Genomic DNA, 22,083 nt, shown 5'->3' with positions numbered 1-22,083 from the left:
CCGCGGCGCGTCGCAGGTTTGCGTGCTGGTCTTGCGCTCCTGTGGCGTGCGTGTCACCCTCGCCGGGTGCCGCAAACGTGGCGGGAACGGAGGATGGCAGCATGAAGGGAATCGTCGCCCGAGCGGATCGGGGTCTTGGCAGGTTGCCAATGCAATCGCATGCGCGGCGCGCAGTCCTGGCCGTGGTGGCCACGCTTGGAATCCTGGCAGCCGGCAGCGCGCAGGCCGCGCAGGTGACGCGCTTCTCCCCCGAAGGCACGGTCGGGCAGGTCAGGCAGGTGGCAGTCCGCTTCGACGAGGCCATGGTGCCGATGGGCGACGTCCAGGCCACCGCGCCCGCGGCGGTTTCCTGCACCGGCGCCAGCACCGGCGGGCAGGCCCGCTGGATCGATGCGAAGAACTGGGTCTACGACTTTGCCAGCGACCTGCCGCCGGGCGTGCGCTGCACCGTACGCATGCGTGCCGGCCTGCGCAGCGTGGCCGGCACCGCCTATGCCGGCAAGCCGGAGTACCGGTTCGAGACCGGCGGCCCGACGGTCGTGTCCAGCCGGCCTTCGGGCGGCGAGATCGAGGAAGACCAGGTCTTTGCGCTGCGCTTCAATGGCGCCGCCACCGCGGCCTCGGTGCGCGAGCACGCCTGGTGCCAGTCGCAGGGGCTGGGCGAGCGCATCCCGGTGCGGTTGCTCACTGGCAAGGAGCGCGATGCCGTGCTCGAAGCCATCCACTGGGAACGCATCGCCAGACAGGCGCCCGATGCCGTGCACCTGCTTGCCTGCCAGCAGCGGCTGCCGGCGGCGGCGCGGGTGCAGCTGGTTCTGGGCGCTGGCATTGCCACGCCCTCCGGCGTGGCCACGCGCGACGAGCGCCGCTTTGACTACACCGTGCGCGAACCCTTCACTGCCAGCTTCAGCTGCGAGCGTGAACACGCGCAGTCGCCGTGCACGCCGCTGCGGCCGATGTCGGTCACCTTCTCCTCGCCGGTGCCGCGCAAGCTGGCCGAGAGCGTGGTGCTGAAGACGCCGTCCGGCCCGCGCGCGCCGAAGTTCGATCCTGACCTGGCGCCGGACGCCAGCGTCAGCGCGCTGACCTTTGCCGCGCCGTTCGCGGAGAAGGCCCAGTTCACCATCGAAGTGCCGCGCAACCTGAAGGACGACAGCGGCCGCACGCTGGCCAATGCCGACCTGTTCCCGCTCAAGGTGGGCACCGCATCGATGCCGCCGCTGGCCAAGTTTGCCGCGGCGCCGTTTGGCGTGGTGGAACGCTTCGGCGAGCTGCCGCGCGGCAAGGCGCCGGCCGACTACCCGCCGCTGCTGCCGGTGACGCTGCGCAACGTCGAGGCTGACCTCGCCGTGCGCGGCGTGCAGGCCAAGGCCGGCACCGTGATGAAGCTGCGCGTGGACGATGACGCGGCCGTGATGCAGTGGTTTGGCCTGGTGCGCCGCATGCATGAGGCCAGCTATACCCGGGCCGAGCTCGACGCCGTGCTGGCGGGCCGCTCCCCGTATCGCGTCAGCAACCCGCGCAATGCGGTGTCGATCGAGACGCGTTCGGTGTCTGTGCTCGAGCGCGCCCCCGGGGTGCAGAAGCTGGCCGTGCCCAAGCCTTCGGGCGATGCGCCGCGGCCGTTCGAGGTGGTGGGCATCCCGCTGCCGGAACCGGGCTTCCATGTGGTGGAGATCGCCTCGCCGATGCTGGGCGAATCGCTGCTGGGCAAGCGCGCGCCGATGTACGTGCGCACCGCGGCGCTGGTTACCAACCTGGGCGTGCATTTCAAGCTGGGCCGCAGCGCCGGCAATGAAGACGATGGCAGCCGCAGCGGGCTGGCCTGGGTCACCGCGCTGGACGACGGCAAGCCGGTTGCCGATGCCGCCGTGGCGGTGCGCGACTGCAGCGGCCGCCTGCTTGGCGAAGAGCGTACCGACGCCAGCGGTGTGGTGCGCTTTGCCAGGCTGGCGGCCGCGCCCGAGGGCGCCTGCGACCAGAACGGGCTGTCGGGCTATTTCGTCTCGGCGCGCATCGCGGCCGGCCACCCGCAGGCACGCGGCAAGGCCGACATGGCCTTCGTGATGTCGGACTGGAACCGCGGCATCGAGACCTGGCGCTTCAATGTGCCGACCGACACCAGCACCGCACCCACGGTGCGCGCCCACACCATCTTCGACCGCACGCTGCTGCGCGCCGGCGAGACCGTGTCGATGAAGCACCTGATCCGTGCCGAGACCGCGCAGGGCTTTGCCCTGCCGCCGGCCAGCCGCCCGCTGCCCACGCGTGTGGTGATCCGCCATGAAGGCAGCGGCCAGACCTACGAGCTGCCGCTGCAATGGCGCCAGACCGCGACCGGCGGGCGCAGCGCGGAAAGCACCTTCCAGGTGCCGGCGGCGGCCAAGCTGGGGGTCTACAGCGTGGAACTGGAAACGCAGAAGGGCGAAGGCGCGCAGGATGATGGCGGCGCGCGCAGCTACACCAGCGGCAGTTTCCGGGTCGAGGCATTCCGCTTGCCGGTGCTGGCCGGCACGCTGCAGGTGGCAGGCAAGGCGGGAGCCGTGGTGGCGCCCGCCGAACTGCCGGTCGGCGTGGAGATCCACTACCTCTCCGGCGGCGGTGCGGCCGGGCTGCCGGTGCGCGTGTCCGCGCTGCTGCGCGACAAATACGTCAGCTTCCCCGGCTATGACGAGTTCTCGTTCAACCCGCCGCGCGCGCAGCGCGAAAGCGCCGGCGGCGACGAGGAGACGGATGAGGGCGAGCAGGGCGATGCCAGTGCCGACGCCCAGAAGCTGGTCGCCGACAAGTTGCCGGTGACGCTCGACAAGAACGGCAACGGCACCGTGACGCTGCGCAAGCTGCCCAAGACCGAAGCCCCGCGCGACCTGCTGCTCGAAGCCGGCTTTGCCGACCCCAACGGCGAGATCCAGACGCTGCGCCAGACCGTGCCGGTGTGGCCGGCGGCGGTGGTGGCCGGCATCCGTACCGATGGCTGGGTCTCGGTCAAGCAGAAGCTGGCCGTGCATGGCGTGGTGCTGGACGTCAACGGCAAGCCGGTGGCGGATGCTCCGGTCAAGATCAATGCGCGGGTACGCATCACCACCTCGGCGCGCAAACGCGTGGTGGGCGGCTTCTACCGCTATGACAATCGCACCGAAATGCGCGACCTCGGCACCGTGTGCGAGACCCGCACCGATGCGCAGGGCCGCGCGCGCTGCGACGTGGCGCTGGAGCAGGCCGGCCAGATCGAACTGGTGGCGAGCGCGCGCGACAAGGACGGGCGCACCGCGCAGGCGGCCTCGACGGTCTGGGTCACGCGCCAGGGCGAGCTCTGGTTCGGCGGCGAGAACCATGACCGCATTGACCTGCTGCCCGAGAAGAAGTCCTACGCGCCGGGCGACACCGCGGTGTTCCAGGTGCGCATGCCGTTCCGCCATGCCACCGCGCTGGTGGCGGTGGAGCGCGAGGGCATCTACCAGACGCAGGTGGTCGAGCTGCATGGCAGCGATCCCACCGTGCGCGTGCAGGTGAAGCCGGAGTGGGGGCCCAACGTCTACGTGTCGGTGCTGGCCTTGCGCGGGCGCCTGCATGAGGTGCCCTGGTATTCGTTCTTCACCTGGGGCTGGCGCCAGCCGGGCGAGTGGTGGCGCGCGTTCCGCAGCGAGGGCCGCGAGTACGCCGCGCCGACAGCGCTGGTGGACCTGTCCAAGCCGGCCTTCCGGCTGGGGCTGGCGGAAATCCGCGTCGGCAATGCGGGCCACCGGCTGGACGTTACCGTGACCCCGGACAAGGCCAGCTATCCGGTGCGCGGCAAGGCCCGCGTGGCGATCCAGGTGAAGCTGCCCGACGGCAAGCCCGCCGCCAACGGCGAAGTGGCGCTGGCCGCGGTGGACCAGGCGCTGCTGGAACTGATGCCCAACACCAGCTGGGACCTGCTCGATGCGATGCTGCAGCGGCGCGGCTACGGCGTGGAAACGTCGACCGCGCAGATGGAGATCATCGGGCGCCGCCACTACGGGCGCAAGGCGGTGCCGGCGGGCGGCGGCGGCGGCAAGAGCCCCACGCGCGAACTGTTCGACACGCTGCTGCTGTGGAACCCGCGCGTGCAGCTCGACGCCGAGGGCCGCGCCAGCATCGAGGTGCCGCTCAACGATTCGCTGACCAGCTTCCGCATCGTCGCGGTGGCGGACCTCGGCCTCGGCCGCTTCGGCACGGGCAGCGCCACCATCGCCGCGACGCAGGATCTGCAGCTGATTTCCGGCTTGCCGCTGCTGGTGCGCGAGGACGACCGCTACCGCGCTATGTTCACGCTGCGCAATACCACCAGGCGCGCGATGACGGTGCAGGCCAGCGCGCGCGGCACGCTGCTCGGCAATGAGACCAGCCTGCCGGCGCAGACCGTGCAGATCCCTGCCGGCGAAGCGCGCGAGATCGGCTGGGACGTGACCGCGCCCGCGCTGCTGGCGTACTCGCGCAGCGGCACGGTGATGTGGGAAGTGCAGGCGAGCGAGCAGGCGGGTGGACGTGATGGGGGCGGCGCGGCCGACCGCATCAAGGTGTCGCAGCAGATCGTGCCGGCGGTGCCTGTGACGGTGCAGCAGGCCACGCTGGCGCAAGTGTCGCCGTCACTGTCGGTGCCAATTAAGGCGCCGCCGGGCGCACTGGCGGATCCGGCGGGCAAGGTGCGCGGCGGGCTGCAGGTCAGCTTCCAGTCGTCGCTGGCGGGCGGCATGCCGGGCGTGCGCGAGTGGTTCCGCAACTACCCGTTCACTTGCCTGGAGCAGCGCGCATCCAAGGCCATCGGCCTGAACGACACCGCCGCATGGGACGCGCTGATGACGCAGCTGCCATCCTACCTCGATGCGAACGGGCTGGCCTCGTACTTCCCGCTGACCGCCGATGGCGACTTTGGCAGCGAAGTGCTGACCGCCTACCTGCTGGCGGTCACCGACGAGGCCGCGCGCGCCGGTCTGGCGCTGCGCATCCCCGACGCGCAGCGCACGCAGATGGAGCGCGGGCTGACCGACTTCGTCGAAGGCCGCATCCGCCGCGACAGCTGGGCGCCAGTGGCCGGCACGCAGTACCTGGAGGCGCGCAAGCTGGCCGCGCTCGAGGCCCTGTCGCGCACCGGCCATGCGCAGGCGCGCATGCTGGGCTCGATCCAGATCCTGCCGGCGCAGTGGCCGACCTCTGCGCTGCTGGACTGGACCCTGCTGCTCACGCGCATGCAGGACATCCCGCAGCGCGAGCAACGCCTGGCCGAGGCGCAGCAGCTGTTGCGCTCGCGCCTGACGGTGCAGGGCACGCGCCTGGCGTTCTCCACCGAGCGCAACGACAACTGGTGGTGGATGATGACCGGCGGCGACACCAATGCCGCGCGCCTGCTGGCGCTGGCGTCGGAACTGCCGGGCTGGAAGGAAGATGCGCCGCAACTGGCCACCGGGCTGCTGGGCCGGCAGGTGCATGGTGCCTGGGGCACCACCACTGCCAATGCCTGGGGCATGCTGGCGGTGACGCGCTTCTCGCAGGCGTTCGAGAAGTCGCCGGTGGCGGGCACCACGCGAGCGAGCGTGAGCAATGCGGCCGACGCCTCACGCAGTTTCGACTGGGCGCGCGCGCAGCGCACCGACGGCGTGGCCCAGGGCAGCGTCGACCTGCCGTGGCCGACCGGCGCCGACGGCGGCACGCTGCAGGTGGAACACGCCGGCGCCGGCCATCCGTGGGCCACGGTGCGGGCGCTGGCGGCGGTGCCGGTGTCTGCGCCGCTGGCCGCGGGCTACCGCATCACGCGCACCGTGACGCCACAGGAGCAGGCGGTGAAGGGCAAGTGGTCGCGCGGCGATGTGTACCGCGTCAAGCTGGAGATCGATGCGCAGGCCGACATGACCTGGGTGGTGGTCAGCGATCCGGTGCCTGCCGGCGCCACCATCCTCGGCAGCGGCCTGGGCCGTGACTCCGAGATCGCCACGCGCGGCGAGCGGCGCAAGGGCGCGGCCTGGCCGGCCTACACCGAGCGCACGCCGCAGGCCTATCGGGAGTACTTCGGCTACCTGCCCAAGGGCACGATATCGGTTGAATACACGGTGCGGCTGAACAACGCCGGCGATTTCGCGCTGCCACCCTCGCGCGTGGAAGCGATGTACGCGCCCGACGTGTTCGGCGTAGCGCCCAATGCGCGGCTGGCGGTGGGGGCACGCCCATGAGCTGGCCGGCAATGACGATACCGGCACGCGTGCGCGAGTGGTGGCTCGCGGGCACGCTGGCCGGCATCCTCTATGGCGCGCTGCTGGTGCAGGTGGCGATCGAGCTGCCTGAAGGCGCGCCGCTGACCGGGCATATCGCCATGCAGCCCGCGTGGAAGACCGCGATGGCGTTGCTGCTGGCACGCGCCGCGTGGTTCCACCGGCCGCTTGTGGAGCGGCGCTGGCTGGTCACGGCGCTGCTGTTCTCAGCCCTGGGCGATCTCTTGCTGGCGTTGCCGGCGCTGTCCTATTCGTTCATGGGCGGGCTTGGCGCCTTCCTGCTGGCGCACCTGGCCTACCTGCGCGTGCTGGTGCCGCTGGCGGGCGACACCCGCCCGCACCGGCTGATTGCGTGCGGCGCCATGCTGGGCGTGGCGGGCACCATGCTGGGCCGCTTCTGGCCCAATATGGGCCCGCTGACGGTGCCGGTGGCGCTGTACGTGGGCGTGCTGGCGGCGATGGCCTGCAGCGCGCTGGTGGCGCGCCTGCCCACGCCGCTGGCGGCGCTGGGGGCGCTGTGCTTTGCCGCCTCGGACATGATGATCGGCATCGCGCGCTTCCTGGTGCCGTTCGAATCCTTCCAGCTTGGCATCTGGTGGACCTACGCCGCGGCGCAGGTGCTGCTGGTGGCGGGCATCGTGGCGGGACGCAGGCAGGCATGAGGCAGCACAGTATTCGCATGGTGCTGGTGACGGCGCTGGCCTGGTCCGCACCGGCCATGGCCCTGCCGTCCTTCGGGCAGGTCCGTGCCGACTGGCGCAGTGCCGACGTGGTGGTGCTGGACCGCCACGGCGACACCGTGGGCCGCGTGCGCGACGACTTCCGCGCGCGCCGTGGCGACTGGGTTGCGCTGGCCGATGCCTCGCCCGCGCTGCGCACTGCCATCGTGTTGTCGGAGGACCGGCGCTTCTATGCCCACAGCGGGGTCGATTGGCAGGGCGTGGCGGCCGCGGCCTGGGCCAACCTGTGGAACACGCGCACGCGCGGCGCCTCGACGCTGACCATGCAGCTGGCGGGGCTGCTCGACGAGGACCTGCGCCGGCCGGGCGCGCCGGGGCAGGGCCGCAGCTTCACGCAGAAGCTGGGGCAGGCCGCGGGTGCGGCGGCGCTGGAGCGCAGCTGGAGCAAGGACCAGATCCTGGAGGCCTACCTGAACCTGGTGCCGTTCCGCGGCGAGCTGGTGGGCCTGTCGGCGATGTCGCAGGTGCTGTTCGGCAAGTACCCGGAAGGGCTCGACGCGCGCGAATCGGCACTGGCGGTGGCGCTGGTGCGCGCGCCCAATGCCAAAGCCGGGCAAGTGGCAAGCCGCGCCTGCGGCATCCTGCGCGAGATGCGCCTGCCGCGCGAGTGCGATGGCCTGGAAGGCTTCGCGCAACTGGCGCTGCTGCGCACCGGGCCGGTGGCACAGCGCGCCGCGGCGGCCACGCCGTCGGCGGCGTCGCCGCAGCTGGCACCGCACCTGGCACGGCGCCTGGCCAGCGAGGCGCGCTCGCAGCTGGCTGCGGGCGTACCCATGCCTGCGCGCATCACGTCCACGCTCGATGCCCGCCTGCAGCGCGCGGCTGCCACCAGCCTGGACCGGCACCTGCGCGAACTGGCCGGGCGCAATGTCGAGGACGGCGCGGTGGTGGTGATCGACAATGCCAGCGGCGACGTGCTGGCCTATGTGGGCTCGTCGGGCGCGCTGTCAGGCGCCGCGCAGGTGGACCACGCGGCTGCGCTGCGGCAGGCGGGCTCGACGCTCAAGCCCTTCCTGTATGAGCAGGCGCTCGAAGAGAAGCGGGTGACGGCGGCCTCGCTGCTGGACGACCGGCCGGTGAACCTGCCGGTCGGAGGCGGGCTCTACGTGCCGCAGAACTACGATCACCGCTATGCCGGCTGGGTCAGCCTGCGCGCGGCACTGGCCGCATCGCTGAACGTGCCCGCGGTGCGCACGCTGGTGATGGTGACCCCGCACCGCTTCCACAAGCGGCTGGTGGCGCTGGGGCTGCCGCTGACCGAGGCCGGCGACTACTATGGCTACAGCCTGGCGCTGGGCAGTGCCGACGTGTCGCTGCTGGCACTGACCAATGCGTACCGGGCACTGGCCAATGGCGGGCGCTACGCGCCGCCGCGGCTGCGGGAAGGGGCAGCCGCGCCATCGATGACAGCGGTGATGCAACCAGGCGCGAGCTACGTGATTGCCGACATCCTGTCGGACCGCCATGCGCGCGCGCGCACCTTCGGCCTGGACAGCCCGCTCACCACGCGCTTCTGGACCGCGGTGAAGACCGGCACCAGCAAGGACATGCGCGACAACTGGTGCATCGGCTGGTCGCAGCACTACACCGTGGGCGTGTGGGTCGGCAATGCCAGTGGCGCGAGCATGCATGATGTCTCTGGCGTGTCAGGCGCGGCGCCGGTCTGGCACGACGTGATGGAAGCGCTGCACCGCACGCGCGCCAGCCACGCGCCCGCCATGCCCGCCGGCGTGCAGCGCGTGGCGCTGAGCTTTGACGACGGGCTGGAGCCAGCGCGCGATGAAGTCTTTCTGGCCGGCACCGCGATCCGGCGCGTCAGCGTGAGCGCACCGGCCGCGCGCCCGACCGCACCCGTGATCGCCAATCCCGCCGACGGCACCGTGTTTGCGCTGGATCCCGACATGCCGCCCGCGGCGCAGCGTGTCTGGTTCCATGCCGAGGGCGTGGCCGGCCAGACCGCGCGCACGGTCAGCTGGCGCATGGACGGCAAGCCGCTGGGGCGCGGCGGCGAGGTGGCATGGCTGCCGTGGCCGGGGCGGCACCAGGTGGAGCTGCTCGATGCCGCGGGCAAGGTAGTGGACCGCATCGGCATCGAAGTGCGCGGGGCCTCGGTGCGCGCACCGGCGGCGGTGACTAAGCGCTGATGCCGGCGCGGGCTTTCAGGAAATCGACGAACACGCGCAGCTTGGGCGGCATCAGCACGCGACTCGGGTAATACAGGTAGAGGCCGTCAAACGGCGGCAGCCACGCGTCGAGCACGGTGACCAGACGGCCGCTGTCGAGCGAGGGCTGGATATGCACCGGGAATTCGTGGATCAGCCCCGTGCCGTCGAGCGCCGCCTGGTGCAGCAGGGTCCTGTCGTTGGCGATCAGCGCGGCGCGCGTGTCCACGGTGAAGGTGCGGCCGTCTTCGACGAACTGCCAGCGATAGATGCTGCCATGCGGGCCGAAGCGGTAGTGCAGGCAGGCGTGCGTGTGCAGGTCGCGCGGATGGCGCGGCGTACCGTGGCGTGCGAGGTAATCGGGCGAGCCGGCCACCACCATGCGCAGCGGGCCGGTGACCGGAATGGCGACCATATCACGATGCAGCGCCTCGCCCAGGCGCAGGCCGGCGTCAAAGCCTTCGGCCACCAGGTCGGTGAAGCGGTCGTTGGTGACCACGTCGACGGTGAGGCCGGGGCAGGCGCGCATGAAGTCGGCCAGCAGCGGGCGCAGCACCAGCGCGCCGGCGGTGGTCGGCGTGGTCAGGCGCAGCGTCCCGGCCGGCAGGTCGCGTTGCTGGCGGATATCGTCGGTGGCGGCGCCGATCTCTGCCAGCGCCGGCTCCACGCGCGCCAGCAGCGCGGCGCCGGCCTCGGTCAGGCCGACGCTACGGGTGGTGCGCTGCAGGAGCCGCACGCCCAGGCGCGCTTCCAGCTGGCGGATGGTTTGCGAGACCGCCGAGGGGCTGACCTCCAGCGCCGCCGCGGCTGCGGTAAAGCTGCCCAGCCGCGCCACGCGCGTGAACGCCGCCAGCGCGGGCAGCGAATCGGCATCGATTGTGAAGTCTGGCTTCATGATGCATGCAGCGTAGCACGCTGTTTCCGCGCCGGTCGAGTGCCCATACTTGCCGCATCCGACGCACCGCCGGTGCCCGACCGGCCAACAGGAGCCCTCGATGACCGCGAACGCCATTTCCATCCAATCCCGCCAGCTGGGCAAGTCCGGCCCCGGCGTCTTTCCGCTTGGCCTCGGCTGCATGGGCATGAGCGACTTCTATGGCGCGCATGACGACGCCGAGTCGATCCGCACCATCCACCACGCGCTCGAACGCGGCCTCAACCTGCTCGACACCGCCGATATCTATGGCCCGCACACCAATGAGGCACTGGTGGGGCGTGCCATCGCCGGGCGGCGCGGACAGGTCGTGCTGGCGACCAAGTTTGGCCTGGTGCGCGACCCCGCCAACCCGGCCACGCGCGGCGTCAATGGCCGCCCCGACTATGTGCGGGCCAGCTGCGAGGCCAGCCTGAAGCGGCTGGGCACGGACCATATCGACCTGTATTACCTGCATCGCGTGGACCCGGCAGTGCCGATCGAAGAGACCGTGGGCGCGATGGCGGACCTGGTCAAGGCAGGCAAGGTACGCTGGCTGGGGCTGTCCGAAGCCAGTGCCGCCACCCTCGAGCGCGCGCACCAGGTGCATCCGATCACTGCGCTGCAGAGCGAATACTCGCTGTGGACACGCGACGCGGACGAGGACGGCATCCTCGCCACCTGCGCACGCCTGGGCATTGGCTTCGTGCCGTACAGCCCGCTGGGGCGTGGTTTCCTGACCGGCGCAATCCGCAGCCCGGAGGATTTTGCCGAGGACGACTTCCGCCGCACCAACCCGCGCTTCACGGGCGAGAATTTTGCGCGCAATCTGGCGCTGGTCGACAAGGTGCGCGCGCTGGCGGCGGACAAGGGCTGCACGCCGGCGCAACTGGCGCTGGCCTGGGTGCTGGCACGCGGGCCGCAGGTGGTGCCGATCCCGGGTACGCGCCGCATCGCCAACCTGGACGATAACCTTGGCGCGCTGGCGGTGCGGCTGGATGCGCAGGACCTGGCTGACATCGACGCGGTGTTCCCGGCCGGCGCAGCCGCGGGAACGCGCTATGCCCCGCAAGTGATGGCATTGCTGGCGGGCTGAAGCGCGCGTGCGGCCATGCGCAATAATGGCGCTTCGCAACGTCTTGCCGGAGCCAGCGCATGTCCCTCGTCCCCCTTGATGCCGCCAGCACGGCGGCGCGCCTGCCTTATCCCGAACTGGCGCAAGCCATCGCCGGCATGCTGGCCGAGCTGCGCGACGGCACCGCCATGGCGCCGCCGCGCATTGCGCTGCCGGTGGGCGATGCGCAAGGTGGCGAAGGCACGCTGCTGGTGATGCCCGCGCGCAACCGCAGCCTGGTGATGACCAAGAACATCACCGTCCATCCCGGCAACCCGCAGCGCGGGCTGCCTAATATCCTCGGCGAGGTGGTGGTGGCCGACGCGCACACCGGCGAGCGCATCGCCATGCTCGACGGCCCCACGGTAACGGGACGGCGCACCGCGGCCGTGTCGTTGCTGGCGGCGCAGTGTTTTGCCGCGCGCAAGGATGGCGAGCTGCTGATCGTCGGTGCCGGGGTGCAGGCGCTGACGCACCTTGAGGCCTTCGTGGCCGGGCTGGGCGTGGGCAAGGTGTGGCTGCATTCGCGCACGCGCGACAAGGCCGAGGCGCTGGCCGCGCACGCGCGCACGCTGGGCGTGGAAGCGCAGGTGGCCGAGTCGGTCGCGCTGGTATTGCCCCGTGTATCGATGGTGGTCACGGTCACGTCCAGCCGCAGCCCGGTGCTGCCGGACCTGGACAGCGGCCTCTGGCGCGACGATCACTTCATTGCCGCGGTCGGCGCGTTCCGGCCTGACATGTGCGAGCTGCCGCCGGCGTTGTGCCATGCGGCCGCGGATAGCGGCCGGCTGCTGGCCGATACGCTGTTCGGGATCGAGGATGAGGCCGGCGACCTGCTGCAGGCCGGCATCGGCTGGGCCGACGTGCAGCCGTTCGAGACCGCGATCCTGCAGGCCGATGCCATCCGCGCGCGGGCTGGCAGCCCGTTGCTGTTCAAGAGCGTGGGCTACGCGCTGTGGGACCTGGCGGCCTGCGTGCTGGCCAGCGGCGGGTGATTACCCCGCGCCATCGCGGGCACGCAGCCAGTCGCTGAAAAGCTCGCGTGCCGGCGCCAGGAAGGCGGCGATCGGTTCGCTGCGGTCGCTGGCATACCAGTGGCAGTAGCAGCCGTGGATGGTGGCCACCATCAGGCGCGCCATCGGCGCGGGCAGTGGGCGCCCGGGCGCGGACAGCGCATCGACCAGGTCCTGCATATGCGCGTCCCAGCTGCGGCGGATCTCCTCGCGCACGCTGGGCGGCACGCTGCCTGAGAACAGCAGGGCCAGCACGACGCCCTTGGCTTCCGGATTGGCCGTGAAATAGTCGGCCACCCCGTCGAAGGCGTTTTCCAGCCGCCGCGCCGCGGTCTTGCCCCGGTGCGGCTCTGCGCCCAGCCCCTCGCCGATGTCCCGGAACAGGCTGGTTGCGGCCTCCGCCAGGAGCATTTCCTTGCTGCCGAAATGCCACAGCAGGCTGCTCTTGGCCACGCCGGCCTCGGCGGAAATCTGGTCCAGGGTTACCTCGGCGTAGCCGTGCGCGCTGATCAGCCCGCGCGTTGCGGCAATGACGCGTTCGCGGGTCTCCAGGCCGCGGCGGTTCTTGGTGACGGAGGCTGGAGGCTTTTGTGCGGCCGGGCGGGTCGGTGGCATGGGCGGGGGCGGAAGACAGGTGGTGCCGGCGGCAAATCAGGAAAAACCAGGAATAGTCGGACCGGATGCCTATTTGACAACGGCCGGGGTCTGCCAGCAAACTCCAGTATTGTACTGAACATTCAGTACAATTACAGAAGCGCTGCAGGCCGGAAGCGGACATCCGGCCCCAGGATTTCCAGGAGACCTCGATGTCGTACCCGACTGCCATTGCCACAGCCGCCGCCGCGCTGGCTGCAGCCGCCATCGGCCTAGCCGGCAGCGCCGGCGCCGCATCTGCCCCGGCCACCGCGGGCAATCCCGCCACCGATGCCACCGCCCGTGCCAATGCGGCCGTGCTGCAACAACTGCCGTTCCAGGACCGGCGCGACTTCGAGGCGGCACGCCGTGGCTTTATCGGCACGCTGGACAACACCGAGATCCGCGACGCCAAGGGCAACGTGGTGTGGGCGCTGGACCCCTACGGCTTCCTCAAGCAAGACAAGGCGCCGGCCACCGTGAACCCCAGCCTGTGGCGCCAGGCGCAGCTGAACATGCACAACGGGCTGTTCCAGGTGACGGATCGGATCTACCAGGTCCGTGGCTTCGATATCGCCAACATGACGATCATCGAGGGCGATACCGGCCTGATCGTGATCGACCCGCTGACGGCGATGGAGACCTCGCGCGCCGGCCTCGACCTGTACTTCAGGCACCGGCCCAGGAAGCCCGTGGTCGCGGTGATCTATACGCACAGCCATGGCGACCACTTTGGCGGAGTCAAGGGCGTCATCAGCGAAGACGACGTCAAGGCCGGACGGGTCAAGGTGCTGGCCCCGGAAGGCTTCATGGAAGAGGCGGTCAGCGAGAACGTCTTTGCCGGCAACGCCATGAGCCGCCGCGCGCAGTACATGTATGGCTTCAACCTGCCGCGCTCGGCCACCGGGCAGGTGGATGCGGGGCTGGGCAAGGGGGTGGCGCACGGCAGCGTGACGCTGATCCCGCCGACGGACCTGATCCACAAGACCGGCGAAACCCGCACCATCGACGGCGTGCAGATCGAATTCCTGATGGCGCCGGGCACCGAGGCCCCGGCCGAGATGCTGATGTACTTCCCGCAGTGGAAGGCGCTGTGCGCCGCCGAGGACGCCACCCACAACCTGCACAACCTGTACACCATCCGCGGCGCCCAGGTGCGCGACGCTAACCAGTGGTGGCGCGCGCTGGACGAGACCATCGACCGCTTCGGCGGCCGCACCGACGTCCTGTTCGCCCAGCATCACTGGCCTACGTGGGGCCGCCAGGACATCGTCACCTACCTGGGCAAGCAGCGCGACGGCTACAAGTACATCCATGACCAGTCGCTGCGGCTGGCCAACATGGGCTACGTGCCGGCCGAGATCGCCGAGCGCGTGAAGCTGCCGCCGTCGCTGGCCGCCGAATGGCATCTGCGCGACTACTACGGCACCGTCAGCCACAACGCCAAGGCGGTATACCAGCGCTACCTCGGCTGGTATGACGCCAACCCTGCCAACCTGAACCCGCTGCCGCCGGAAGAAGCGGGCAAGCGCTACGTCGAGTTCATGGGCGGCGCGGCGCGCGTGCTGGAGCAGGCGCGCGCGGCGTACGCGCGGGGCGAATATCGCTGGGTGGCCGAGGTGGTCAAGCACGTGGTCTTTGCCGATCCGTCCAACCAGGCTGCCCGCCAGCTGGAAGCCGACGCACTGGAGCAGCTCGGCTACCAGGCCGAATCCTCGACCTGGCGCAATGCCTACCTGACCGGTGCCGCCGAACTGCGCGGCGGCCCGCCCAAGGCCGGCCGCCGCGCCGGCAGCCCGGACGTGCTGCGCGCCATGACCGACACCATGTTCCTGGACTACCTGGCGATCAGCCTTAACGGCGACCGCGCCGCGGGCAAGACGCTGGCGCTGAACTGGGTACAGCCGGACACCGGCAAGCGCTTTGCGCTGACGGTGGAAAACGGCGTGTTCCGCTACAAGGCCGATGCGCAGCACGCGTCGCCGCAGGCCACGCTGGCCATGCCGCGCGCCGTGCTGATGGGCGTGCTGGCAGGCCAGACCACGCTGCAGGCCGAGACCCAGGCCGGCCGCGCCCGTGTGGACGGCGACCCGCAGGCGCTGGCGGCATGGACGGCGCTGATGGACAAGTCCGAGCCGAACTTCGGCATCGTGACGCCCTGAGTGCACTTGCATGGGGCAGGCGCGCGCTCTCTGTTGCGCGTCTGACCCATAAAACCTCGTCTTGTTCAGGGTTTTTTCCTGCGCGCGGCATAAACCGTTGCGCGGATGCCTCGGTGGAGGCCCCTGGAGGCCACTCCTGCCCTGGTTTTTAGTGGTTAACCCTCCCTTTAGGGGGCGTCCTCTACGAATCAGTGTCATCGGTGAAACAGTCGCGCACGGGCTAGTCGGATAATGCACGCGGCAGTAACCGAAAGAGGAGTAAGAGGATTATGAAATCGACCTATAAGAAGATGCTGGCGGCCGGTGCTGTCATGGCGCTGGCAGGAGCCGCACACGCGCAGTCGGCAGGCAGCAATATCGTCAGCCTGGGCTGGTTCCGCGTGATGCCGAACAGTTCCGCCGATCCGCTGACCGTCGACAGCATCAATGGCCGCCCGGTCGGCCTGACCAAGCCCAATACCGGCGCCGACATCGAAACTGCCGACACGGTCGGCCTGGCGTTCAGCCATTACTTCACCGACAACATCTCCGGCGAACTGGTCGCCGGCATCCCGCCCAAGCACGACGTCAAGGGCACCGGCAACTTCGCCCAATACGGCAAGCTGGGTTCGGTCAGGCAGTGGAGCCCGGCGCTGCTGGTCAAGTACCACTTCTTTGACGCCAAGACCAAGTTCCGACCCTACGTCGGCCTCGGCGTGAACTACACCTGGTTCACTGACGAAACCATCACCAACCAGAACTTCGTCAACCGCGAATTCGTGCCGGGCGCGCACATGACCGCCAGCGCCAAGCCGTCGTGGAACCCGGTGTTTAACATCGGCGCCACCTACGCGATCAACGACAACTGGTTTGTCGGCCTGTCGGTGTCGTACCTGCCGCTGTCGACCCGCGCGACCTTCACCACGCAGGCTGGCCCGGTGACGATCGTGTCGCACACCAAGATCAAGATCGATCCGGTGGTGACCTTCCTGAGCGTGGGCTACCGCTTCTGAGCGCGGCACACGGACAGTGAAAAGGGCGCCGAGGCGCCCTTTATCTTTGGGCGATCCTTGCCGATCACGCCATGGACTTGACCGGATAGCCGGCCTCCTCGATGGCATGGCGCAGTGCCTGCGTGTCGGCGCCGCTTTCCACGCGCACGGCCTGGGTGGATACGTCGGCACTGATGCGCGCCGCCGGGTCGACCGCTTGGACCGCGCGCGTGATGGCGCCTACGCAGTGGTTGCACGACATGCCTTCGACGTGGAACTGGATCATGGTGGGAATCTCCTGGACGGAAACAGGCGGCAGGGGGCCGCGACAATCGTAGTTTGAACCTTCCCATGATGGGAAGCGCAAGGGAAATTTGTTCTTTCCGAGGTGGCGACAACTGCCTGTGCCTTCGGTCTTGACCTTCCAATGATGGTAAGGTCCATGATGCTGACATCGATACTGTGGATGACTCAGAACCATGCCAGATTCCAGCGCTGTGCTCGCTTCACCACCTGTCCGGCCGGCTAACCGGCTGGGCGACGAAATGCCCGAATGGCGCCTGCCGGTCGACGGCATGACCTGCGCCTCGTGCGTGCGCCGCGTGGAGAACGCATTGGCGCGTGTGCCGGGCGTGCGCGACGTGGCCGTCAACCTGGCGACTGAAGCCGCAACGCTGCGCGCCAATTCGGGCGCGGTGCTGCCGGCCGTCGCCCGTGCCGTGGCCGATGCCGGCTACACGGTGCCGCAGGACACCATCGAACTGAATATTGCCGACATGACCTGTGCCTCATGCGTGGCCCGGGTCGAAAAGGCGCTGCGCGCCGTACCGGGCGTGATGGACGCGCAGGTCAACCTGGCGACCGAGCGCGCCAGCGTCACGCTGCTGCGCGGCGCGGCGGAGAGCGCGGCGCTGGTGGCCGCGGTCGCGCGCGCCGGCTATGGCGCGACGCCGGTGGCGGATGCCGCATCGCAGGCGCCGCAGGCGGGGCAGGGCACTGCCTTCTGGGACGGCCCCTGGCCGGTGGCGATCTCGGCAGCGCTGTCGCTGCCGCTGGTGGCGCCGATGGTGCTGGAATGGCTCGGCGTGCACTGGATGCTGCCGGCATGGGTGCAGTGGCTGCTGGCCACGCCGGTGCAGTTTGTGTTCGGCTGGCGCTTCTACAAGGCTGGCTGGAAGGCGGTGCGCGCCGGCGCGGGCAATATGGACCTGCTGGTGGCGCTGGGCACGACGGCGGCCTATGGGCTGTCGCTGTGGCTGATGTGGCGCACGCCGGCCGACGCCATGCCCCACCTCTACTTTGAAAGCGCGGCGGTGGTGATCACGCTGGTGCGCCTGGGCAAGTGGCTGGAGACCCGCGCCAAGCGCCAGACCGCCGATGCCATCCGCGCGCTCGCGGCGCTGCGTCCCGATACCGCCCGCGTGCGCCGCGGCGGCGTGGAGCAGAGCGTGCCGCTGGCGGCGGTGCGCGTGGGCGATGATGTGGTGGTTCGGCCCGGCGAGCGCATTCCGGTGGACGCCGAGGTGATCGAAGGCAGCAGCCACGCGGACGAATCGATGCTGACCGGTGAAAGCGTGCCGGTACCGAAGAAGCCCGGCGACCGCATCACCGGCGGCGCCATCAATTTCGAAGGGCTGCTGGTGGCGCGCACCGAGGCGGTGGGCGCCGAGACCGTGCTGGCACGCATCATCCGCATGGTCGAGCACGCACAAGCGGCCAAGGCGCCGATCCAGCGCATGGTCGACCAGGTCAGCGCGGTGTTCGTGCCGGTGGTGCTGGGCATTGCGCTGGTGACGGTGCTGGGCTGGGGCCTCTTTGCCGGCGACTGGGAAACCGCATTGCTCAATGCCGTGGCGGTGCTGGTGATCGCCTGCCCGTGCGCGCTGGGCCTGGCCACGCCCACGGCGATCATGGCCGGCACCGGCGCCGGCGCGCGCGCCGGCATCCTGATCAAGGACGCCGAGGCGCTGGAGGTGGCACACCGCGTCAGCGTGGTGGCATTCGACAAGACCGGCACGCTCACGGTCGGCAAGCCGGAAGTGGTGGCGCTGCATGCGGCCGATCCCGCCGATGCCGATGCTGGCGCGCTGCTGGTGCGGCTGGCCGCGCTGCAGGCCGGCAGCGAGCATCCGCTGGCCCGCGCGGTGCTGGCCGCGGCGCAGGCGCGCGGCATGGCCGTGCCACAGGCCACCGAGGTGCAGGCCCTGCCGGGCCGCGGCATTGCCGGCGTGGTGGACGGCCACGCGCTGCAGCTGGGCAGCGAGCGCCTGCGTGAAGCGCTGGGCGCAGAGGCAGGCACGCTGGCAACGCTGGCGGATCAGTTGCGCGCAGACGGCCGCACCGTGTCGTGGCTGGTCGAAACCACGCCGCCGCGCGTGGCCGGGCTGGTCGCGTTTGGCGATGCCATCAAGCCGGGCGCGCCCGCGGCGATCGCACGGCTGCGCGCGGCCGGCGTGCGCACCGTAATGCTGACCGGCGACAATGCCGGCGCGGCGGCGCGCGTGGCGCAGGCGCTGGGGCTGGACGACGTGCAGGCTGAGGTGCTGCCCGAAGACAAGGCCGCCCGGGTGCAGGCGCTGGGGCAGGGCGGCGCGGTGGTGGCGATGGTGGGCGACGGCATCAACGATGCGCCGGCACTGGCCGCGGCGGACGTGGGCATTGCCATGTCGACCGGCACCGACGTTGCCATGCACGCCGCCGGCATTACGCTGATGCGCGGCGACCCGGCGCTGGTGGCCGATGCACTGGCGATCTCGCACCGCACCGTGCGCAAGATCCGGCAGAACCTGTTCTGGGCTTTTTTCTACAACGTGGTGGGCATTCCGCTGGCCGCGGCCGGGTTGCTGAATCCGGTGGTGGCGGGTGCGGCGATGGCGTTCTCCAGTGTCAGCGTGGTCAGCAATGCGCTGCTGCTGCGACGCTGGCGTCCGCAAGCCGGGGCCGCCACGGCACAGGGAGGCGAGTGATGAATATCGGCGAAGCGGCGCAGGCGTCGGGCGTGTCGGCCAAGATGATCCGGCACTATGAATCGATCGGGCTGGTGGCGGCACCGCCGCGTACCGAGGGCGGCTACCGCCGCTATGACGAACGCGCGGTGCATACCTTGCGCTTCGTGCGGCGCGCCCGTAATCTGGGATTCTCGCTCGACGAGATCCGCAACCTGCTGTCGCTTTGGCATGACCGCGGCCGCGCCAGCGCCGACGTCAAGGCGCTGACGCTGCGGCATGTGGCCGACCTGGAGCTGCGCATCGCCGAACTGGCCGCAATGCGCGACACGCTGCGCGAGCTGGCGCAGCATTGCAGCGGCGACGACCGGCCGGATTGCCCGATCCTGGCCGATATGGCGCAGCCGGAAACGCAGCCGCAAGCGCAGGGCAGGCTTGCCTGCCACAGTTGAGCGGGACAGGCAGTGCAAGGCAAGGTTAGGCTAGGCTAGGCAGGCAGCAGGCAGCACCACAAAGAATAACGACAGCCGGCGCCAGCGCTTTGCTGGCGGTCCGTGCCGGGAGGAGACTTGCGCGAATGGAACAACCGATGACGGACGATCCTGCTATTGCCGGTGTTGCCGGCATTCCTGCCGATACCCCCGCCGGCACGCACGCGCCGGTGCAGAGCCGCCAGCGCATGCGCGACGGCACCGAACTGCTGCTGCGCACCTGGCAGCCCGATCCGGCGCGCTTTGCCGAGCCGCTCGGCTCGGTGCTGCTGGTGCATGGGCTTGCGGAGCATGCCGGGCGCTACCAGCATGTGGCCGATGTGCTGTGCGGGCTGGGCCTGCGCGTGCGTGCGCACGACCTGCGCGGCCATGGCGCCAGCGGCGGCGCGCGCATGGTGGCGGACCATCCGGATGCCTACCTGGACGACCTCGCCGAGATCTACGATGCCGCGGTGCCTGGCTGGAACGAGTTGCCGATCCTGCTGGGCCACAGCATGGGCGGGCTGATCGCGGCGCGCTTTGCCACCGCGCGCGTGCGCCCGGTGCGCGCGCTGGTGCTGTCCTCGCCCGCGCTGGCGCTGAGGCTGTCAGGCCCGATGCTGGCGCTGCATCGCGTGCTGCTGCTGGCGCCGCGGCTGCGCGTGCCCAATCCGATCGATGCGCGGCTCTTGTCGCACGATCCCGCCGTGGTGGCAGCCTACCGCTCAGACCCGCTGGTGCAAACCACCATCACCGCCAGCGTACTGGAGAGCTTTATCCGCGGCATGGCGCAGGCTCAGGCCGATGCCGCGCTGCTGGAGGCGCCCACGCTGATGCTGGTCGGCGGCGCCGACCGCGTGGTGGACCCCGCCGGCAGCCGCAGCTTCTTCGACAAAGCGCCGCCGGAGTTGCGCGAAGCGGTCTGGTTCGAGCATGGCTACCACGAGATCTTCAATGAAGCCCAGCCACTGCGCGGCGAAGTGTTCGCGGCGCTGACCGGCTGGCTGCAGCGTCACCTGCAGCAGTAGGGACGTTGGGCTAGGTCCGGAACACCGACTCGGCCACGCCGAACGCTGCCGCGACGACCGGGTCGTCGCGGCGCGTGGCCAGGCATACCAGCGTCAGCTCCGTCTGCACCGAGACCCCTTCCACGATCACCAGCCCGTGCGCATGCGATTCGCGCAGCGCGATCGCGTCGCGCACCAGCGACAGCCCCACGCCGGAGCGCACCAGGTCCAGCATCGACGCCTCCTGGTCGACATGCGCCACCTTGGGCACGCCGGCCGGATCGACGCCGGCCTGGGCAAAGCGCGCGGACAAGAGGCGGTTGTGCGCCGATTCCGGCGGCGTCCAGATCCACGGCAGCGTTGCCAGCTGCCCCCATGAGCGCAGCGCGGTGCGCTCTTTCCAGCCCTTGGGCGCCACCACGTAGTACGAGAAGGGCGTCAGCGTCAGCGCATGGAAGCCGGCGTCGGGCGGCTGGCCCAGGTAGAAGCCCACGTCGAGCGCGCCGCTGCGTACCTGTTGCAGCACCCAGCCTGACATGCCGTGGCGCAGCTCGGTGCCGATCTGCGGATGGCGTTCCACCAGCGTGCGCAGCATCGGGCCCAGCCGCGTGAATTCCGGATCGAGGATGGTGCCGATCGCCAGCCGGCCGCGCACGGTGTGATGCATCGCGCTGACGGTGTGCTGCAGGTCGCCCACGCCGTCGAGGATGCGCTCGGCCAGCGGCAGCAATGCGGCGCCGTCGGCGGTCAGCGTCAGGCCTGCAGCAGTGCGCTCGAACAGCCGGATGCGCCACGCCGATTGCAGGGCTTTCAACTGCAGGCTCACTGCAGGCTGCGTCAGGTGCAGCCGCTGCGCGGCGCGGGTCAGGTTGCCCTCGCGCGCGACGGCAACGAAGGCGCGCAGGTGGTGGAGGTCCAAGGCAGTGTCGGGGCGAAAGGTGGCGCGGGAGCGTGTGTGGTGCAGCGCAATATTTTGCGCGGCTTATATTGCGATTGACAATAAATCATTGGACGGGGCCGCGCAACTGCACCAAGCTTGCGCTCAATACGGCCCGGTACGCCTTGTGCGGCGCGGCATCGACGCCAGTGCGAGACTGGCGCATGCTTGCGCCAGCGTCTTCACCAGACGCAAAGATCGGGCAAGCCGCATGCCGTCAGCGACCCAGCATTCAGGAGCGGAAGTGGAAGACATCCTTGCAGAAGCCAGCGCGGTGCAGACCATCATCGGCCATAGCATCGCAGGCCGGCAGACACGCGGCGCATCGCAGCGTCTGGCCGATATTTATAACCCCGCCACCGGCGAAGTCGCAGCACGCGTGGCACTGGCCACCGCGCAGGACGTGGCCGATGCCGTCGCCGCCGCCCAGGCCGCATTCCCCGCCTGGGCCGACACTCCGCCGCTGCGCCGCGCGCGCATCCTGTTCAAGTTCAAGGAGCTGCTCGACCAGCACCACGACGACCTGGCCGCGCTGATCACGCGCGAGCACGGCAAGGTGTTCTCGGACGCCAGGGGCGAAGTCACGCGCGGCATCGAGGTGGTGGAATTTGCCTGCGGCATCCCCAACCTGCTCAAGACCGATTTCACCGACAACATCGGCGGCGGCATCGACAACTGGAACCTGCGCCAGCCGCTGGGCGTGGTGGCGGGCATCACGCCGTTCAACTTCCCGGTGATGGTGCCGATGTGGATGTTCCCGGTGGCGCTGGCGTGCGGCAATACCTTCGTGCT

15 protein-coding genes are annotated in these 22,083 nt (G+C 70.0%); 11 read left to right on the top strand and 4 right to left on the bottom strand.

Features of this window, described 5'->3' with window-relative positions:
* Positions 1–101: 101 nt before the first annotated feature.
* From A3A5_RS0118430 to pbpC, 3 genes are read left to right on the top strand one after another with little or no spacing between them, the layout of a single operon-like run.
* Positions 102–6,185, top strand: a complete 6,084-nt coding sequence (locus A3A5_RS0118430) for an MG2 domain-containing protein (RefSeq protein WP_026200895.1) — start codon at positions 102–104, stop codon at positions 6,183–6,185.
* Entirely contained in the window at positions 6,182–6,886 is a 705-nt protein-coding gene (locus tag A3A5_RS0118425; RefSeq protein WP_026200894.1) for a lysoplasmalogenase, read from the top strand. Before A3A5_RS0118430 ends, A3A5_RS0118425 begins: the two co-directional genes overlap by 4 nt.
* A complete protein-coding gene (pbpC, locus tag A3A5_RS0118420; RefSeq protein ID WP_051108542.1) occupies positions 6,883–9,108 on the top strand; it encodes a penicillin-binding protein 1C in 2,226 nt (741 codons plus the stop codon). Before A3A5_RS0118425 ends, pbpC begins: the two co-directional genes overlap by 4 nt.
* Here pbpC and A3A5_RS0118415 read toward each other — a convergent pair.
* Positions 9,098–10,021 carry a LysR family transcriptional regulator gene (locus A3A5_RS0118415; protein ID WP_018312014.1) on the bottom strand — a complete coding sequence of 308 codons (924 nt, stop codon included), beginning with the start codon at positions 10,019–10,021 and terminating at the stop codon, positions 9,098–9,100. The two genes, pbpC and A3A5_RS0118415, sit on opposite strands and share 11 nt — an antisense overlap.
* A 100-nt stretch (positions 10,022–10,121) precedes the next feature.
* On the opposite strand from A3A5_RS0118415, the gene A3A5_RS0118410 reads away from it, so the two are divergent.
* Both A3A5_RS0118410 and A3A5_RS0118405 read left to right on the top strand, forming a co-directional pair.
* Entirely contained in the window at positions 10,122–11,135 is a 1,014-nt protein-coding gene (locus A3A5_RS0118410) for an aldo/keto reductase (RefSeq protein WP_018312013.1), read from the top strand.
* Between the two features lie 59 nt (positions 11,136–11,194).
* Positions 11,195–12,148, top strand: a complete 954-nt coding sequence (locus A3A5_RS0118405; protein WP_018312012.1) for a delta(1)-pyrroline-2-carboxylate reductase family protein — start codon at positions 11,195–11,197, stop codon at positions 12,146–12,148.
* Here the strand turns inward: A3A5_RS0118405 and A3A5_RS0118400 are convergent, their stop codons facing one another.
* On the bottom strand, positions 12,149–12,781 hold the full coding sequence (locus tag A3A5_RS0118400; RefSeq protein WP_018312011.1) for a TetR/AcrR family transcriptional regulator: 633 nt from the start codon (positions 12,779–12,781) through the stop codon (positions 12,149–12,151).
* Positions 12,782–12,972: 191 nt separating this feature from the next.
* Between A3A5_RS0118400 and A3A5_RS0118395 the strand changes: the two genes are divergently transcribed.
* Positions 12,973–14,961: an alkyl/aryl-sulfatase gene (locus A3A5_RS0118395; protein WP_018312010.1), complete on the top strand. Its 1,989-nt coding sequence runs from the start codon at positions 12,973–12,975 to the stop codon at positions 14,959–14,961.
* 269 nt (positions 14,962–15,230) lie between these two features.
* A complete protein-coding gene (locus A3A5_RS0118390; protein WP_018312009.1) occupies positions 15,231–15,953 on the top strand; it encodes an OmpW family protein in 723 nt (240 codons plus the stop codon).
* Between the two features lie 64 nt (positions 15,954–16,017).
* Here the strand turns inward: A3A5_RS0118390 and A3A5_RS0118385 are convergent, their stop codons facing one another.
* The gene (locus A3A5_RS0118385) at positions 16,018–16,218 is read right to left on the bottom strand and encodes a heavy-metal-associated domain-containing protein (protein ID WP_018312008.1); all 201 of its coding nucleotides are present in this window, start codon (positions 16,216–16,218) and stop codon (positions 16,018–16,020) included.
* A 193-nt stretch (positions 16,219–16,411) separates the two neighbouring features.
* On the opposite strand from A3A5_RS0118385, the gene A3A5_RS0118380 reads away from it, so the two are divergent.
* The 3 genes from A3A5_RS0118380 (at position 16,412) to A3A5_RS0118370 (ending at position 20,375) form a co-directional block, all read left to right on the top strand.
* Positions 16,412–18,898, top strand: a complete 2,487-nt coding sequence (locus tag A3A5_RS0118380) for a heavy metal translocating P-type ATPase (protein WP_026200892.1) — start codon at positions 16,412–16,414, stop codon at positions 18,896–18,898.
* A complete protein-coding gene (gene cueR / locus A3A5_RS0118375; protein ID WP_018312006.1) occupies positions 18,898–19,329 on the top strand; it encodes a Cu(I)-responsive transcriptional regulator in 432 nt (143 codons plus the stop codon). Before A3A5_RS0118380 ends, cueR begins: the two co-directional genes overlap by 1 nt.
* A 125-nt stretch (positions 19,330–19,454) precedes the next feature.
* Positions 19,455–20,375: an alpha/beta hydrolase gene (locus A3A5_RS0118370; RefSeq protein ID WP_018312005.1), complete on the top strand. Its 921-nt coding sequence runs from the start codon at positions 19,455–19,457 to the stop codon at positions 20,373–20,375.
* A gap of 10 nt (positions 20,376–20,385) precedes the next feature.
* Here A3A5_RS0118370 and A3A5_RS0118365 read toward each other — a convergent pair whose 3' ends face one another.
* Complete coding sequence (locus tag A3A5_RS0118365) at positions 20,386–21,273, bottom strand: LysR family transcriptional regulator (protein WP_018312004.1); 888 nt, start codon at positions 21,271–21,273, stop codon at positions 20,386–20,388.
* A 262-nt stretch (positions 21,274–21,535) separates the two neighbouring features.
* On the opposite strand from A3A5_RS0118365, the gene A3A5_RS0118360 reads away from it, so the two are divergent.
* Positions 21,536–22,083, top strand: a 548-nt coding sequence (locus A3A5_RS0118360) for an aldehyde dehydrogenase family protein (RefSeq protein ID WP_018312003.1), incomplete at its 3' end; no start/stop codon positions are given.

This window comes from Cupriavidus sp. UYPR2.512 (genome assembly GCF_000379565.1).
In the GTDB taxonomy this organism is placed as follows: domain Bacteria; phylum Pseudomonadota; class Gammaproteobacteria; order Burkholderiales; family Burkholderiaceae; genus Cupriavidus.
This window is presented reverse-complemented; position numbering and strand designations above follow the sequence as displayed.